The 12,530-nt window shown below is 60.8% G+C and carries 12 protein-coding genes and 1 pseudogene; 9 read left to right on the top strand and 4 right to left on the bottom strand.

All coding sequences use genetic code 11. The features are described from left to right. The first annotated feature begins 135 nt into the window (after window positions 1–135). From P0D84_RS37935 to P0D84_RS37900, 8 genes are all read left to right on the top strand, one after another. Window positions 136–795: an AbiTii domain-containing protein gene (locus P0D84_RS37935; protein ID WP_408346561.1), complete on the top strand. Its 660-nt coding sequence runs from the start codon at window positions 136–138 to the stop codon at window positions 793–795. A gap of 19 nt (window positions 796–814) precedes the next feature. Next, complete coding sequence (locus P0D84_RS37930) at window positions 815–1,048, top strand: hypothetical protein (protein WP_408346559.1); 234 nt, start codon at window positions 815–817, stop codon at window positions 1,046–1,048. A gap of 95 nt (window positions 1,049–1,143) precedes the next feature. Next, window positions 1,144–2,616, top strand: a complete 1,473-nt coding sequence (locus tag P0D84_RS37925; RefSeq protein ID WP_408346557.1) for a hypothetical protein — start codon at window positions 1,144–1,146, stop codon at window positions 2,614–2,616. A gap of 27 nt (window positions 2,617–2,643) precedes the next feature. Next, on the top strand, window positions 2,644–2,856 hold the full coding sequence (locus P0D84_RS37920) for a hypothetical protein (RefSeq protein ID WP_408346555.1): 213 nt from the start codon (window positions 2,644–2,646) through the stop codon (window positions 2,854–2,856). Window positions 2,857–2,870: 14 nt separating this feature from the next. Next, window positions 2,871–3,308, top strand: a complete 438-nt coding sequence (locus P0D84_RS37915; protein ID WP_408346553.1) for a hypothetical protein — start codon at window positions 2,871–2,873, stop codon at window positions 3,306–3,308. Then, complete coding sequence (locus P0D84_RS37910) at window positions 3,286–3,528, top strand: zinc ribbon domain-containing protein (RefSeq protein ID WP_408346551.1); 243 nt, start codon at window positions 3,286–3,288, stop codon at window positions 3,526–3,528. The genes P0D84_RS37915 and P0D84_RS37910 overlap by 23 nt, the downstream gene beginning before the upstream one ends. Then, entirely contained in the window at window positions 3,491–3,928 is a 438-nt protein-coding gene (locus P0D84_RS37905; protein WP_408346549.1) for a hypothetical protein, read from the top strand. Before P0D84_RS37910 ends, P0D84_RS37905 begins: the two co-directional genes overlap by 38 nt. Before the next feature lie 303 nt (window positions 3,929–4,231). Beyond that, window positions 4,232–4,747 (top strand): hypothetical protein, encoded by a 516-nt coding sequence (locus P0D84_RS37900; RefSeq protein ID WP_408346547.1) that lies wholly within the window; start codon window positions 4,232–4,234, stop codon window positions 4,745–4,747. A gap of 245 nt (window positions 4,748–4,992) precedes the next feature. Here P0D84_RS37900 and P0D84_RS37895 read toward each other — a convergent pair whose 3' ends face one another. From P0D84_RS37895 to P0D84_RS37880, 4 genes and pseudogenes are all read right to left on the bottom strand, one after another. Then, a complete protein-coding gene (locus P0D84_RS37895) occupies window positions 4,993–5,154 on the bottom strand; it encodes a hypothetical protein (RefSeq protein ID WP_408346545.1) in 162 nt (53 codons plus the stop codon). 118 nt (window positions 5,155–5,272) lie between these two features. Then, window positions 5,273–6,004: an IS6 family transposase gene (locus P0D84_RS37890; RefSeq protein ID WP_408346543.1), complete on the bottom strand. Its 732-nt coding sequence runs from the start codon at window positions 6,002–6,004 to the stop codon at window positions 5,273–5,275. A 37-nt stretch (window positions 6,005–6,041) separates the two neighbouring features. Then, window positions 6,042–6,260 (bottom strand): annotated as a pseudogene (locus P0D84_RS37885) (IS6 family transposase); the annotation flags it as partial. Window positions 6,261–6,477: 217 nt separating this feature from the next. Then, the gene (locus P0D84_RS37880) at window positions 6,478–9,762 is read right to left on the bottom strand and encodes an adenylate/guanylate cyclase domain-containing protein (protein ID WP_408346541.1); all 3,285 of its coding nucleotides are present in this window, start codon (window positions 9,760–9,762) and stop codon (window positions 6,478–6,480) included. A gap of 477 nt (window positions 9,763–10,239) precedes the next feature. Here P0D84_RS37880 and P0D84_RS37875 point away from each other — a divergent pair, with 477 nt between their 5' ends. Next, the gene (locus P0D84_RS37875; RefSeq protein ID WP_408346538.1) at window positions 10,240–12,471 is read left to right on the top strand and encodes a SulP family inorganic anion transporter; all 2,232 of its coding nucleotides are present in this window, start codon (window positions 10,240–10,242) and stop codon (window positions 12,469–12,471) included. Window positions 12,472–12,530 lie beyond the last annotated feature (59 nt).

The following is a 12,530-nucleotide window of genomic DNA, read 5'->3' as shown; positions in this document are numbered from 1 at the left end:
GCGCTGAAGTCCGGACCTGCACGTCCCCCGTGTGATTTAATAGACGCTTATTCACACGGAGTTTGCGGATGTACCAAGTGCACCGCAGCCGGCAGATTGAGATTAAGAGTCGGTCCAATTTGAAGCGATTAACCTATGCGCCTGATCACCGAGATCATCGATTTGCTCAGCAGCGAAAACGCGAATCTCGCGGACGCCCTCTTTAAAGCCAAGGTGCTTGCCCATCGAATGGGGCAACCGGAGCTGAAGGCGTGGATCGATTCCGAGTTGGATGGCTATCCCAATGCCGCTGACTTGCCACTATATCGTGTACTCGCGATCACATGTGTTGCGAACGTGACGGATGGCTATACCCAGTACAACGGACATGCGCTGCCTACATGGAATTTGGAAGAAAGACTGCGTGCCCGTGTAACGCGCAGTGATCTGCGCCAAAGTATCGTGGTCGTCGAGCAGTTCTCGCGCGCCGAAAAGGAACTCGTCATTCCGTTTCCCCCTGAATACCATAAGGCGCTTGAGAAGGGTTTGCGCCCGGGCGTTCATATCATGTCGGCTTGGGGGCGCGTGTCCGCTGGCGCTCATTTACAGGTCGTGGTCGAAGTGCGTTCCCGTCTGCTGGAGTTCATGCTCCAGTTGGAGGAGAAGGTGCCAGAGCAACTGGACGGGGTTAGCTTCAAAGACCTCGCAACTCAGATTGGAGTCGGAACCATGTTCAAGGGCGCAGTTTTTGGGGATAACGTCAACATCAATATCGGTGGCGGTTCGCAGTCGCACATGACAAGTAGCGTTCGTTAAAAACGACCTTGCGAGCCTGATGACCGAGCTCCGTAAGCAAGGCCTCGATGAAGGGGATCTCGCGGGTCTGGACACCGCCATCGCAGAAGACGCGCCGGCAAGCGCCGAAAGTCCGGGAATCGGGCCGAGCGTCAAGGGTTGGATCGGAAAGACGCTTTCGAAGGCGGGGACGGCCGCGTGGGATGTCAGCGTTCAGGCGGCAGTGGGAGTTCTCGGCACTGCAGTGTCGGCATTCTACGGCATCGGTAAGTGAGCGCAGAGCCACCGATGTCCCAAGCACGCCTCAGTGAGTCAGGAGCGATGACCGCGTCGCCCAACGCATTCCAATCCAAGGTTGGGAGCGCTGAAATGAACGCCCGCTATTGGGACGCGATACGTCCCATCCGCAACCAACTGCGGCGGTTCAGCTTCCAATCTGTATTGCAAGCGCTAAGTGCGTATTTGCAAGTGGAAGTGCCCGACACTGACGAGCGCGTCCGTCGACTTCCGTGGATTGCGGAGCGGCTGGTTCTAGTTGTGCTGCGTGATAAACCCAGCATGTATGGCCGCGAGCGAATGACTGAGAAAGACCTGCGCGTCTGCTTGGACCGCGCATGGCGAAGCGCCGATACGAATTTCTCGATGCGTCATATGCGCTATCCGATGGAGCTCGTCGTGCGGCAGTTGATGCTCGCACAATTGCCTCATCAAGAGCGGGTTTCGATGGGCGCGTTCGGACGCCAGATTGACCTGCTCAGGCGCCTCGGCCCGGGCGATCGGCTACGCGCTTACCTTGAATCGACGTTTGGCATCCCGCTTGATGACTTTCTCCAGTTGGCGGCTATCTTCTGGTTGAAGGCTCCCGGAACAATACCGGAGCTGCTTTCGCGTCGCTACTGGCAGACACTCGGACAAACCTATTCACCGGCAACCGCCGATCGTTTCTCGCAGCGCTTGATGCCCGAGTGGCAGTCGGTACGTGGCCTTGTGGGCGAGGCGGACGCCGACGAGTGGTTTCAGCCGTGGATTCTGTATCGGTTGCCCTTCGTCAGGCGGGACGGGTCTGTCTTCTATTTCGGAAGTACGAGCCTCCGGCGCAACCTCGAATACGCATTTTCGGACGCGGTCAGCGAGGCCGCCGACGTGGGGGTGAGGCAGCCCTTTGACGATCACTTCGAGGCCTATATCGGCGAATCGCTTGCTCGCTGCGTTGGCGAGACGCTCAACGAGAAGGAGACGCGTGCGCGCTTTAGCGTGGAGGGTCAATGTTGCGACTTTGCGAAGATCGACGGCGATGACGTTGTGCTCTTCGAGGTGAAGAACAAGACCCTTGCCTACGACATACCCGCGTCCGCGAGCGTGAGAGGGTACCGGTCTAAATTCAAAGCAACGGTGGTCAAAGCGGAAAAGCAGCTCTCTAACGTCGCGCGCGCAGTCGCGCGCACCCCCGGGTACGAGCGGGTGCGGATCTATCGCGTGGTGGTCACCTCGGGCGATCTGATGTTTGGCAACGCAGACTATCTCTTTGACGATGCCGACGAGAGCTCGACGAAAATTGTCATGCTCGGGATTGATCAACTGGACCGGCTGGTCGAAAAAGCCTCGCGCCTTGGCCATTGCACGATTGCGTCGTTCCTTGCGGAGTTGGAGGCACGCAATAGTAAGCCCGAGACGGCGCTCTTTTTTCCGCAGCTATTGCTATTCGAGCACCCTTACTCACTGGGTGCTTCGCCCGTGCACTTGCAGGCGCTGTTCCACGGACTCGAAGAGGATCTCGCTGCGCGTTTGAACGGCGCGGAGGAAGCACAGACGAAAACGAATGCGGTGTTGCGCGCGATCTAGCATGCGACATCCGGAAGGGAACATGAAATGAGCAAACAACTGGAAAAGCTGGCGAACATAGACACAGGGAAATTGATGGAAGAGCAGGAAAACGTTGAGAATTTGAGGGACCGGCTCGCAAGAGCGGAGTCGGAACGGGATGCTTGGCGAGGAAAGTCTGAGCATCACTACAAGATGGCTTGTGCTTTCGTCGATGCTCTGCGCAAGCAACTCGTTGCGACAGAGTCTGCCCAGCCCTGAATCACGGAAAGAAAATGAGTACGGAATTCCTCAAAGCAGACGACTTCACAAACATCGCCGTCGATATCGAAGCGAGCGATCCAAAAGCGTTGATGGTGTTTTGGGAAAAAACACCGGCGGGGACTCGCGTGAGTCAGACGCTGACGCGCTCTCTCAGTTTCGCTGATGTCGGCGCGTTGCTGATCATGGTAAAGGACGGCGTCGACTTGGCGGTAGCTTTGATTGAACTAGGAAAGACACTTCGCGGCATCAAAGAATCGAACCCCGACCTGTCGCTCCGACTTCGTGTTCGCTACGGAACTAAGGTGACTGATTCCGAACTCGGACCACTTCGAACGACGGAATGGGGAGTCGAGTTTAAACGGCAGTCGAAGTCAAAATTCATCGGTGACGAAACGCTCCTGGCCGACGCTCGCCGACGCGGTATCGATGAACAAGCTGACGATCAGTAAAACAACGGAAAAGCCACACATGGCCGGGAAAAAACCACACTATCAGAGAGAAGGTGGAATGAAGGCAAACGAGTGTGTGAAATGTGGGACGTTGGCGGCAAGCAGGGTGACCGTGTGCCCAAGCTGCGGGACACCGATGAAAGAAGAAACGCCAGATCGGATTTTGGGGCGGACTGGTCCTATTGTTCATCGGCGGCAGTTTCATCAAGGGGGGCTATGAGGCAAGGCACGCCCCGGATAAGGATACCCAAGAGGCACAGGCAGCAGCGTCCGCAGCCGAATCGCAGCACGAACAGGAATACAAGCGAACAGTACGTCGTGTCCTGAATGGTGTCCGGTCGTTAAAAAATGGGATGCGAGATCCCGACAGCTTCGTGCTCGAAGACGCTATCGTGACCGACGCGACTGGAGCCATGTGCTTTAACTACCGCAGCCGTAACGGATTCGGCGGTATGAATCGGGGCGCTGCTTTTGTGATCGCCAATACGACAGTCCTCGTGACGAGTGAGCATCTCGGATTCGACTCGGGGTGGAGGAAATACTGTCAGAACAAACAGGGACGTGACTACGTGAGCGACCTGAAAATCAACGGTTTCATCCCCGATACGACGAAAAATTGATTGCTGCCGGTCCGGTTGATCACTGGGGGGTGTCATGCGCAGCCACAGCAGCGCGCCGTCCTTCGCGCATGACGGTGATTTGTGCGATGGGGACTGGCCTACATGCTGTCGCGTCGAGCTATGTGGAGTGCTCGAGACTAGGAAAACGTTCAAGTACGCCATGCGGAAGCGATCGGTGGCCGTAGTCGGCCCGCGAGGCGGCTATATCGTTGACCCGGATTTCGAATAGGAAAGGCTTGCGTCAGTGAACTGATAGGGTTGAAGGTAATGAAAATTAAGCCAATAAAGACCGAATTCTTCGGAATGAGCGTAGTGCCCGTACACGAAGGCTTCTATGACGTTAGTTTTCAGAGTGGCACGATCGAGCGCGTGCGTTTCAGCGACAGGGCGTGGGGGCAAGACGTTCGACTTGCGCTTGGTTGGCGCGGCCTAGAAGTCGCTCTCTCGAAAGACGAAGATGTGCATCTGCGGCGGCGAGTTTCAGCGTACAGGCTTCATATCGAACAGACACACGGTCCGGCGATGGAGGCAGCTGGATGGCTCGCACGGTTCTACGCTGGAAAGCGTACGCGAATCAAGGCATACCGGTTCTACCTCATCGCGCATCGTCTTGACGACGTGCGGCTGAGGGCCTACGACAAGGCGTGGCAGGCACGAACCGCGGCTCACCTCGGCGCTTCGCGCGTGAAAATCGATGTCGAGGTCGACCAATTTTTCAGTAAGCGAGGCGGTGCACCGAAGAAGGACATGAATCCGCTCGGCGCACAGGAATCGTGGTTTGACCGTGAGGCGCAGGCGCTGCCAAATGCATCGGAATAGCCGTGAAACGGATGCTCGAATACCCCCTCTGCCGTACCCGCAACAATGCGCCGCTGGTGACGCTCGATTGCCCGTTTGGGAATGGGCAAGAGATGGAGCCTGCTGGACTGCGAGCGCTCGCCCAGGCCACTTGCAAGCACTAAACTTGAGGAGAACAGAGGTGCCCTCAAGAAAGGGACTTTTCCCCCGCCAGGCATGAATCTGCGTGCGCTCCGACCCAGTCTGTGGTGGAATTATTTTTTTCGTCACGCACGCTCGATGTAACGGTTAGACGCGGTTTCGTCGTCGTACAGTGACTTCGTAAGGGTGTCGTCGGCCCAGTCGATCAGGCGCTCGATCACCGCGGGTTTGGACAGGCTGAAATGCGCGACTAGCCGCTCCAGCGCGAAAAACTGGGTGCCCTTCATCGTCAGATTCAGGCGTCGATCGCCAGAATCGGTGTCCTGCGCGCGTGGATGCCGCCCAAGGGCTTTGTCAAGTTGACGGCTGTAGACTACCCGTTTGGCTGAAGCGTAGGTATCCTTATTAGACAGATTTCTGAGATGCGGCAGTGATGGTCCAACCATGCCATGTGGCGAGGCGTTGCTGGAGTACGGCACGATGACATGCCGCGTTCATCTGATGTCTGGGCAGTGCGAAGTGCTGCCGGATCGGGCCAAAACATGAGAGAAACGCTTGCGTGCGACGCGCATCGCGAAAGCCGCACATCTGGCGTTCGCGCCTGCGGGTCGGCTGGTGGCTGTTCTCGGCACGGTTGTTCACACGTGCAGCCGCCTTGACGAAAACGTGCTTCACATGAGCGAGCTCAGGAATGTCAGCCTTCGCCGCCGGATAGCTGCGCAACTGGTCCGTCACGATCTTGCGCGGCACCGGGTTTGAACGCAGCACCCTCCGGAAGAAGCGCTTTGCCGCGGCCTTATCGCGCCGCTTTTGCACCAGCACGTCGAGCTCAGCGCCATGCTCGTCGACTGCTCGCCACAACAGATACGGCTCGCCGCGCAGCATCACGAACATCTCGTCCAGATGCCATATGCTGCCCGGCCTGGGCCTCGCTGCTTTGGCGCACCGGGCGAACTCAGCCCCGAATTTGTCGCACCAGCAGCGGATCGTTTCGTACGTGACTGCCACGCCACGCTCGAGCAACAACTCCTCGACGTCGCGCAGGCTAAGGCTGAACCGGAAATACCACCGAACCGCGCAGCTGATGACGACGGCCGGGAAGCGGTGACCGTGATAAAGCGATTTCGTTTTCTTCATCACTTCATTCTACCGTCGCCTCCCCATCAACCTGACAGTGCCGGCGAAACGCTTTCTCCAGCACCGGCAACAACTTCACGGCCCAGCGGTGCACGGTCGAATGATCGACCGATACACCGCGCTCCGCCATCATGTCTTCGAGATTCCGCAGGCTCAGCGGATAGGCCACGTACCAGCGCACGCAGGTCAGTATTATATCGAGCGGATAATGCAGGCGTTTGAGCACTCGGGTCACCGCCGGATTCAACGTCTTCATCGAGCTTTCAGTCATTCGTGTCGTTTTCACGCATCATAGCCGAACGCCTTACTGCAACAGATCCCTTTCAATGATTGCACGGGGAATGGGCGGTGTGCGATTCCTGTAGCTTTCGCGCGGCGCGTTCGCTGGGTGCGCACACCATGGGCGGGTCTCTGCTCCTCTCATTGACAGTTGAGCGAGTCGAATCGATGGAATGCTCCGGGCAACGCCTCCGCTACGCGGCGAGCGCAGCGTCCACCGCAGGCAGATAGCTGTTGAAGCCGGCGTCCACGAGGGCTGCGCGTGCACGCTCGAGTTCGCGCCGCGTTTCTTCCCCGGAACGGTCTTGCTGCGCGTGAGCGAGGGCGCGGCCACGCGTCACAAACAGATCCGCCCACGGCAGCGGTTCGAAGCGCGTATACTTTTCGAGGGCGGTGACATAGTGCAATGCGCCGGCCGCGTCGCCAGCGGACATCATCGCTTCCATGGCGTCGCGATAGAACCACAGATGATTGTGACCAACCGCGCCGCGGTCCAACATGTCGGCACCTTCGGCGAGCAGACGCGCGCGTTCGCCGTCGTCCTCGACGGCGCGGCTCAGTGCGCTCACCGCCTTGGGTGCGCTGAACTGCGTTCCCACCTCACGGCAAATTGCTAGCGCTTCACGCAACAATTCGGCGGCCTCTTGCCGATGCCCGCTATCGAGCAGCACCCGCGCTCGCATTTCGATATTCTGTGCCTCGAAGCGGCGAGCTCCCAGTTGACGGATGATCTGCATCTCGCGCTCGAGATGGATGAGGGTAGCTTGCATGTCGCCCATTTCGCAGCAGGCAAAGACGCCCAACGTTTCGCACAGCATCTGCGCACGCGGCTGACCGACCAACGCGGCGGCGCGTGCGGCGGCATTTACGTCCTCGCGCGCCGCGCGTGCCTGGTTGAGGTAGATCCTGCTGAAGCCGGCCATCGAACGATTAGCGACCTCGATGTGGCCGAAGCCGTGCTCGCGACACAACGTTACGCAACGGCTAAAGTGATCGAAAGCGGTGCGCATGCGCCCTTGCGCGTAGGCAGCATCCGCGAGGCCGCCGAGCGCACGCGCCTCCGCTTCCGGCAAGCCGAGGCGTTGCGCATAGGCGAGCCCGTGCTCATGCTCGGTGCGGCAATCTTCGATCCTGCCAAGCGGGAAGAGGATGTTGCCGCGCAGGTGATGCAGGCGCGCGAGTTCAGGCACCTGATCCAGACGTTGCGCCACTTGCTGGGCCGCGTCGAGCAGCGAGAGGGCTTCGACGAGGCCTTCGCTCACCCGCAGACCTTCGGCGAGCCCAAGCTGGGACTGACAGAGACTCGCTTCGTCTGGCGCGGCGGCCACGGCCGCACGGTACGTCGCTATCGATGCGGCGACGTCGCCGAGATCTCGTTGCAGTTCGCCCCTGAAACAGATCAGCGCGTGGCGATCCATATCCGTTTGCGCGATTTGCAGACCTCGCTCGACTAGCCGCAATGCCGCCTCGGTGAAGTAGGCTGCGCGTTGTGCGATCGCGGCATCGAGGTAGGCTCGCGGTGCCCGCTCGTCCTCGGCGCGATCAAGATGTTGGGCGCGCAGCACTGGGTCAGTCGCTGCAAACCAGTCGGCCGCCAGACGGTGCAAGTCGCGTCGGCGCGCCCGCAGCAGCGTCGAGTAGGCGCTCTCCTGGATGAGCGCGTGGGCAAACAGGAAATCTTCTCCTTCCGGCAAGACGAGCGCGTTGGCAACGAGCCCGTGACAAACGTACTCCGGTGCATCGATCAGCCGCCGGAGCAAGGCAAGGCCAAAGCGCTGTCCGATTACTGCGGCAGCCTGGAACGCCACGCGGTCGCGCGAAGTCAGCCGGTCCATGCGCGCCAGCACGAGGCTCTGGATTGTCGCGGGGACTGCCTCCTCGCTACCTTCCTCGGCGTTATGCAGGAGTTGCTCGAGGAACAGCGGATTGCCGCCGGCTCGCTCGATGCAGGCACGCGCGACACGCTCGGTTGCATCGATAAAGCTGCCCGCAAGGTTCAGCGCCTCGTCGCTGCGCAGCGGGCCAAGATCGATCGTGGCGAACGGCGTGCCGCGGCAACTTGCCCGCCATGCCACGTCGAGCGGATCGCCGTCCACGCGCGAAGTCATCACAAGCAGGCCCGGCCCGTTTGCGATAGCCACGGCGAACGCGGCCAGGTAACCGAGCACCTGTGGGTCGGCCCAGTGAAGGTCTTCCACGACAATCATGGTTGGCCTATGCCGGCAGACATCCTCCGTGATCGCTGCCGTGACCGCGCGCTTGCCGCGCGTGCGTGCGGCATTGTCCATCGCGTCGTAAAGCGTGCGCCATTCGCCGGTTTGCGTGAGGTCGAGGATGTCGTGGAGAAACATCAACTGATCGGGGCCGACGGCCCCGGATGCGGCCACCTGTCTGGCGGCGGCGCGCTGTTCGTCGGGCCCGGCCGCGGGCCGCAGACCCAGCAGGCTGCCGACAATGGTGCGGATGGGGTCCTGGCCTTTGCCCACGCCGAAATCCAGCACAAGGCCGCGATGGCTGGCAAATCCCAGGGTTTCGACGAAGCGGCGCATTTCGTTGACGAGCCGCGTCTTGCCGATGCCCGCCTCACCGCGGACATAGACGACGTGGCCGGCGCGCTGCTCGAGGCACGCGCGGGCGAGGCCCTTGAACTGCTCGAGTTCAGCCTTGCGGCCGACAAACACGCTGCGGCTCGCCATGACGGGTTCAAAGGCGAGACCGCGCAGACGCCACACGCGCACCGGAGAGTCGATCCCCTTGAAACGCATCTCGCCGACGGCGTCGCTCATCACGCCGTTGCCGAGCGCGCGATGCACGCTATCGGAGAGCAGCGTTTCCCCGGGGCCGGCGGCGGCAACCAGCCGGGCGGCGAGGTTCACGGAGTCGCCGATCACCGTATAGTCCTGAACGTCGGCACGGTCGAGCGGACCCGCGAGCACCTCGCCGCTAGCGATGCCCACATGCGCCCTCAGCGGAGGTGACGCTTTTCCGCCCAGTCCGTTAAGTGCCTCATGAATCTCCAGCGCGGCACGCGCCGCGCGCAGCGGATCGGTGTCGTGCGCGCGTGGTGCACCGAAGATTGCCATTACGGCATCGCCGATGTGCTTGTCGATTGTGCCGCCGTAACCGAGAACGATCCCATCGACGAGCGCTGTGTAACGACCGGTCAACTCGCGCAACTCTTCAGGATCGAGCGTTTGCGACAGCGCGGTAAAACCACACAGATCGGCGAAGAGAATGGTGACTTGCCTGCGCTCGCTTGCGGGCGCATTCACAATGGGCGGCGCTGCGCACTGTGCCGCGTCGCGCTGGTCGGCAATCGCCGCCAGCAGGCGCTTGCGGTGGCCAAGCGAGAGGACGCCGAGCTCTTTCAGGTCCGCTTCGTCAAGCTGTGCCAGCACCGCGAGATCGATGTCGTTCCTGGCAAATGCGGGTGCGTATTGGTCAAGCCCCAATGCATGCAGCCACTGATCGATATTCATCGCCGCCGCCCAATCCGGTGCGTTCGAACACGCATACTGCGGTCGCAGTTCGTTGCCGCGCGGGTTGTCGAACCGTATGCCCGAATCGGGCCGCGTTGCACCGACAGATCATACGAATCAACGCACCGCCTGGCGCCGCGCTATGGCTGGCGCAACGTACTCCGTGTTCAAGTCCTGCCTGCCGAAAATAGAGTGTACGTCCAGCGCAAAGGAAATGGATACCGGGCATGAGCGACGAGGTCGATGCCGACTCGGCCAGGAGCGCGGCGGCGTGGCCGCAGCGCGTTTGACACTGGTTGCGGCCACGACGGATACTGCATAGCGTATCGGCCACGATGTCGGGTAAGCAGGCAAGCGCAACATCCAGTCGTTCGTCATTCGGAACGATGGGTGAGGTCCGGCCAAGGCACAACCGCAGCGCGCCGCGTGAACCGCACGGCCGAGGCGAGATTCCATCCGTCCTCACTGGGAAACACTGTGAAGCCAGTTGCGACAGGTTCCTCGCGCGATGCCCACTCCGGGCGACGCATCACGGGCCTGGTCGGAGACCTGTCGGCCGGCATGGTGTCGACATTGGTCATGCTCTGCTACGCAATGAGCCTGGGCACCCTGATCTTTAGCGCGGATCTCGCCCGTTACGCCGAGCTTGGCGTACCCACGGCCTTCATCAGTTGCGTAGTGACGGCACTGGTGATCGCCTTGACGAGTTCGATGCGCGTGAATATCGCCGGACCCGACGGCAACGCGACGGCGTTTCTTGCCGGCGTGGCGGCCGGCGTCGCGAGCAGCGTGCGGGCTGACGGCGGTACGCCTCAGACAATCCTGCTGACGGTGCTGATCGCCATCGCGCTGTGTTCTGTGGTGACGGGCGTCATTCTGTATGCGGTCGGCTCGTCGAAGCGCAGCCGTTCCCTGCAATTCCTGCCTTACCCGGTCGTAGGCGGATTCCTTGCCGGTACTGGATACCTCCTGCTAGCTGGCGCGTTTCGGGTCGTGACCAGCGAGTCCTTGAACTGGCACACATTGGCGCTGGTGACGCACCTGAACTGGCTGCTGTGGACACCCGCTGTGCTGGTGTGTGCGTTAGCCACGCTCCTGTCGCGCAGCTGGAAACACGCTGCGGCGCTGCCGATCACGCTTGCATTCGGCGTCGCGCTGTTCTACCTGCTCCTGCTTGCTGCAGGCTTGTCGATCGACGACGCCCGCAACACGGGATTATTGCTTCCACGCGTGGCGCTGCACCCGATCCGGATTCCAGAGCTGCATCTGCCGGCATCGCTGGCGCACGGGAGCGTCGACTGGTCGGCAATCGCTGCGCACTTGCCGGAGACGCTCATGGTCACGTCGATTTCGGCAATCACGATCCTGATGAATTCGACGGCGATTGGCGCAGCCACGGGCGAAGACATTGACCTGAACCGCGAAATGAGGGCGGCCGGCATCGCCAACATCGCAAGCGGGATGTTAGGCGGGATGGTCGGTTATCAGTCGTATAACCGATCGATGCTCAACGCGCGCGCGGGTGCGACAAGTCGGATGGCGGGCGTATTCGCCTCCCTCGGGTGCCTGTTCGTGCTGGCCGTCTCCCCAGACCTGGTGGCGCTATTCCCGGTGCCGGTGCTGGTCGGGCTGCAGCTCTTCATGGGACTGCGTCTGTTGATCCAGTGGCTAGTCGATGCGTATCGCAAGCTCAACTGGAATGAGTATCTACTTGTACCGCTTATTTTGGGCGCTATTGCGTTCTACGGCGTTGTCCCGGGCGTGGTGGCGGGGGTCATCGCCGCATGTGTGATGTTCGCACTACTGTATGGCCGCGTCAGTTGCGTTCGTATGGAGTTCGACGGCAGTACGCGCACTTCGAATGTTGAGCGCAGCATCGAGGCAACCGAACGGCTTCACGAACTCGGTGCGCAGGTGTGCGGAACGTGTCTGCAGGGGTTCCTCTTCTTTGGCACGGCCAATTCGATCTTGCAGCGCGTGCGCGAACGGCTAGCCACGCACGGACCGGTACCCGTTCGTTTTGTCATGCTCGACTTCGCATCGACCAACGGCATGGACGCGTCCGTATCCATCAGCTTCGTCAAGCTCAGGCAACTGTGTGCGACGCTTGAGGCGGACCTGGTGTTGACGGGGCTGCCGACACGCTCGCGTGAACTGCTCATGAAGACCGGCACGCTGAACCTCCGGATTCACGAGTTCGCTACGCTGGATGCCGGGCTGGAATGGGTCGAAGATACGATTCTCGCGTCGGATTCATGTGCGCCGCCGCGCGGCGAACCGGATTTCCAGGCGATGCTCGCGCCGCATTTCACGTTGTGCGCGCTCAAAACGCTGTTGACCCTTCTGGAAGTGCGCGAGCTCGGCATGGGGCAGCCGGTGTTCCGTCACGGCGAGCCGGGGGACGCCATGTACTTTGTCGAGCGCGGTCGTGTCACCATCTTGCTGCCGCTTGCGGACGGCAGTTCTCTCAGGCTGCGCTCGTTCGGGCCAGGTACGATTGTCGGCGAAATGGCGGTGTACACGCAGCAGGCGCGCAGCGCGGATGTGCTTGCAGAGGGTCCCGCTCGTGTCCGGCGTTTGACGCTCGAGTCGTTGCATGCGCTCGAGCACGACGATCCCGTGACCGCGCAGCAAGTTCATCGTTTTGTCGTCAAGGTCATGGCGTCACGGCTGGCTGTTGCGGACGAGGCATTGCGCGCGGCTCATTGACAGGGTCGTTCAATTGTCGCGCACTGACGCGAGATGACCACTCCCGGACCAGATCGCCC

The organism is Paraburkholderia sp. RL17-337-BIB-A (genome assembly GCF_046025895.1).
Taxonomy (GTDB): domain Bacteria; phylum Pseudomonadota; class Gammaproteobacteria; order Burkholderiales; family Burkholderiaceae; genus Paraburkholderia; species Paraburkholderia fungorum_C.
This window is presented reverse-complemented; position numbering and strand designations above follow the sequence as displayed.

Coding starts and splice junctions, on each gene's coding strand:
- P0D84_RS37935 (WP_408346561.1), top strand. CDS start 136: ATGCGCCTGATCACCGAGATCATCGATTTGCTCAGCAGCGAAAACGCG.
- P0D84_RS37930 (WP_408346559.1), top strand. CDS start 815: ATGACCGAGCTCCGTAAGCAAGGCCTCGATGAAGGGGATCTCGCGGGT.
- P0D84_RS37925 (WP_408346557.1), top strand. CDS start 1,144: ATGAACGCCCGCTATTGGGACGCGATACGTCCCATCCGCAACCAACTG.
- P0D84_RS37920 (WP_408346555.1), top strand. CDS start 2,644: ATGAGCAAACAACTGGAAAAGCTGGCGAACATAGACACAGGGAAATTG.
- P0D84_RS37915 (WP_408346553.1), top strand. CDS start 2,871: ATGAGTACGGAATTCCTCAAAGCAGACGACTTCACAAACATCGCCGTC.
- P0D84_RS37910 (WP_408346551.1), top strand. CDS start 3,286: ATGAACAAGCTGACGATCAGTAAAACAACGGAAAAGCCACACATGGCC.
- P0D84_RS37900 (WP_408346547.1), top strand. CDS start 4,232: ATGAGCGTAGTGCCCGTACACGAAGGCTTCTATGACGTTAGTTTTCAG.
- P0D84_RS37895 (WP_408346545.1), bottom strand. CDS start 5,154: ATGAAGGGCACCCAGTTTTTCGCGCTGGAGCGGCTAGTCGCGCATTTC.
- P0D84_RS37890 (WP_408346543.1), bottom strand. CDS start 6,004: ATGAAGAAAACGAAATCGCTTTATCACGGTCACCGCTTCCCGGCCGTC.
- P0D84_RS37880 (WP_408346541.1), bottom strand. CDS start 9,762: ATGAATATCGATCAGTGGCTGCATGCATTGGGGCTTGACCAATACGCA.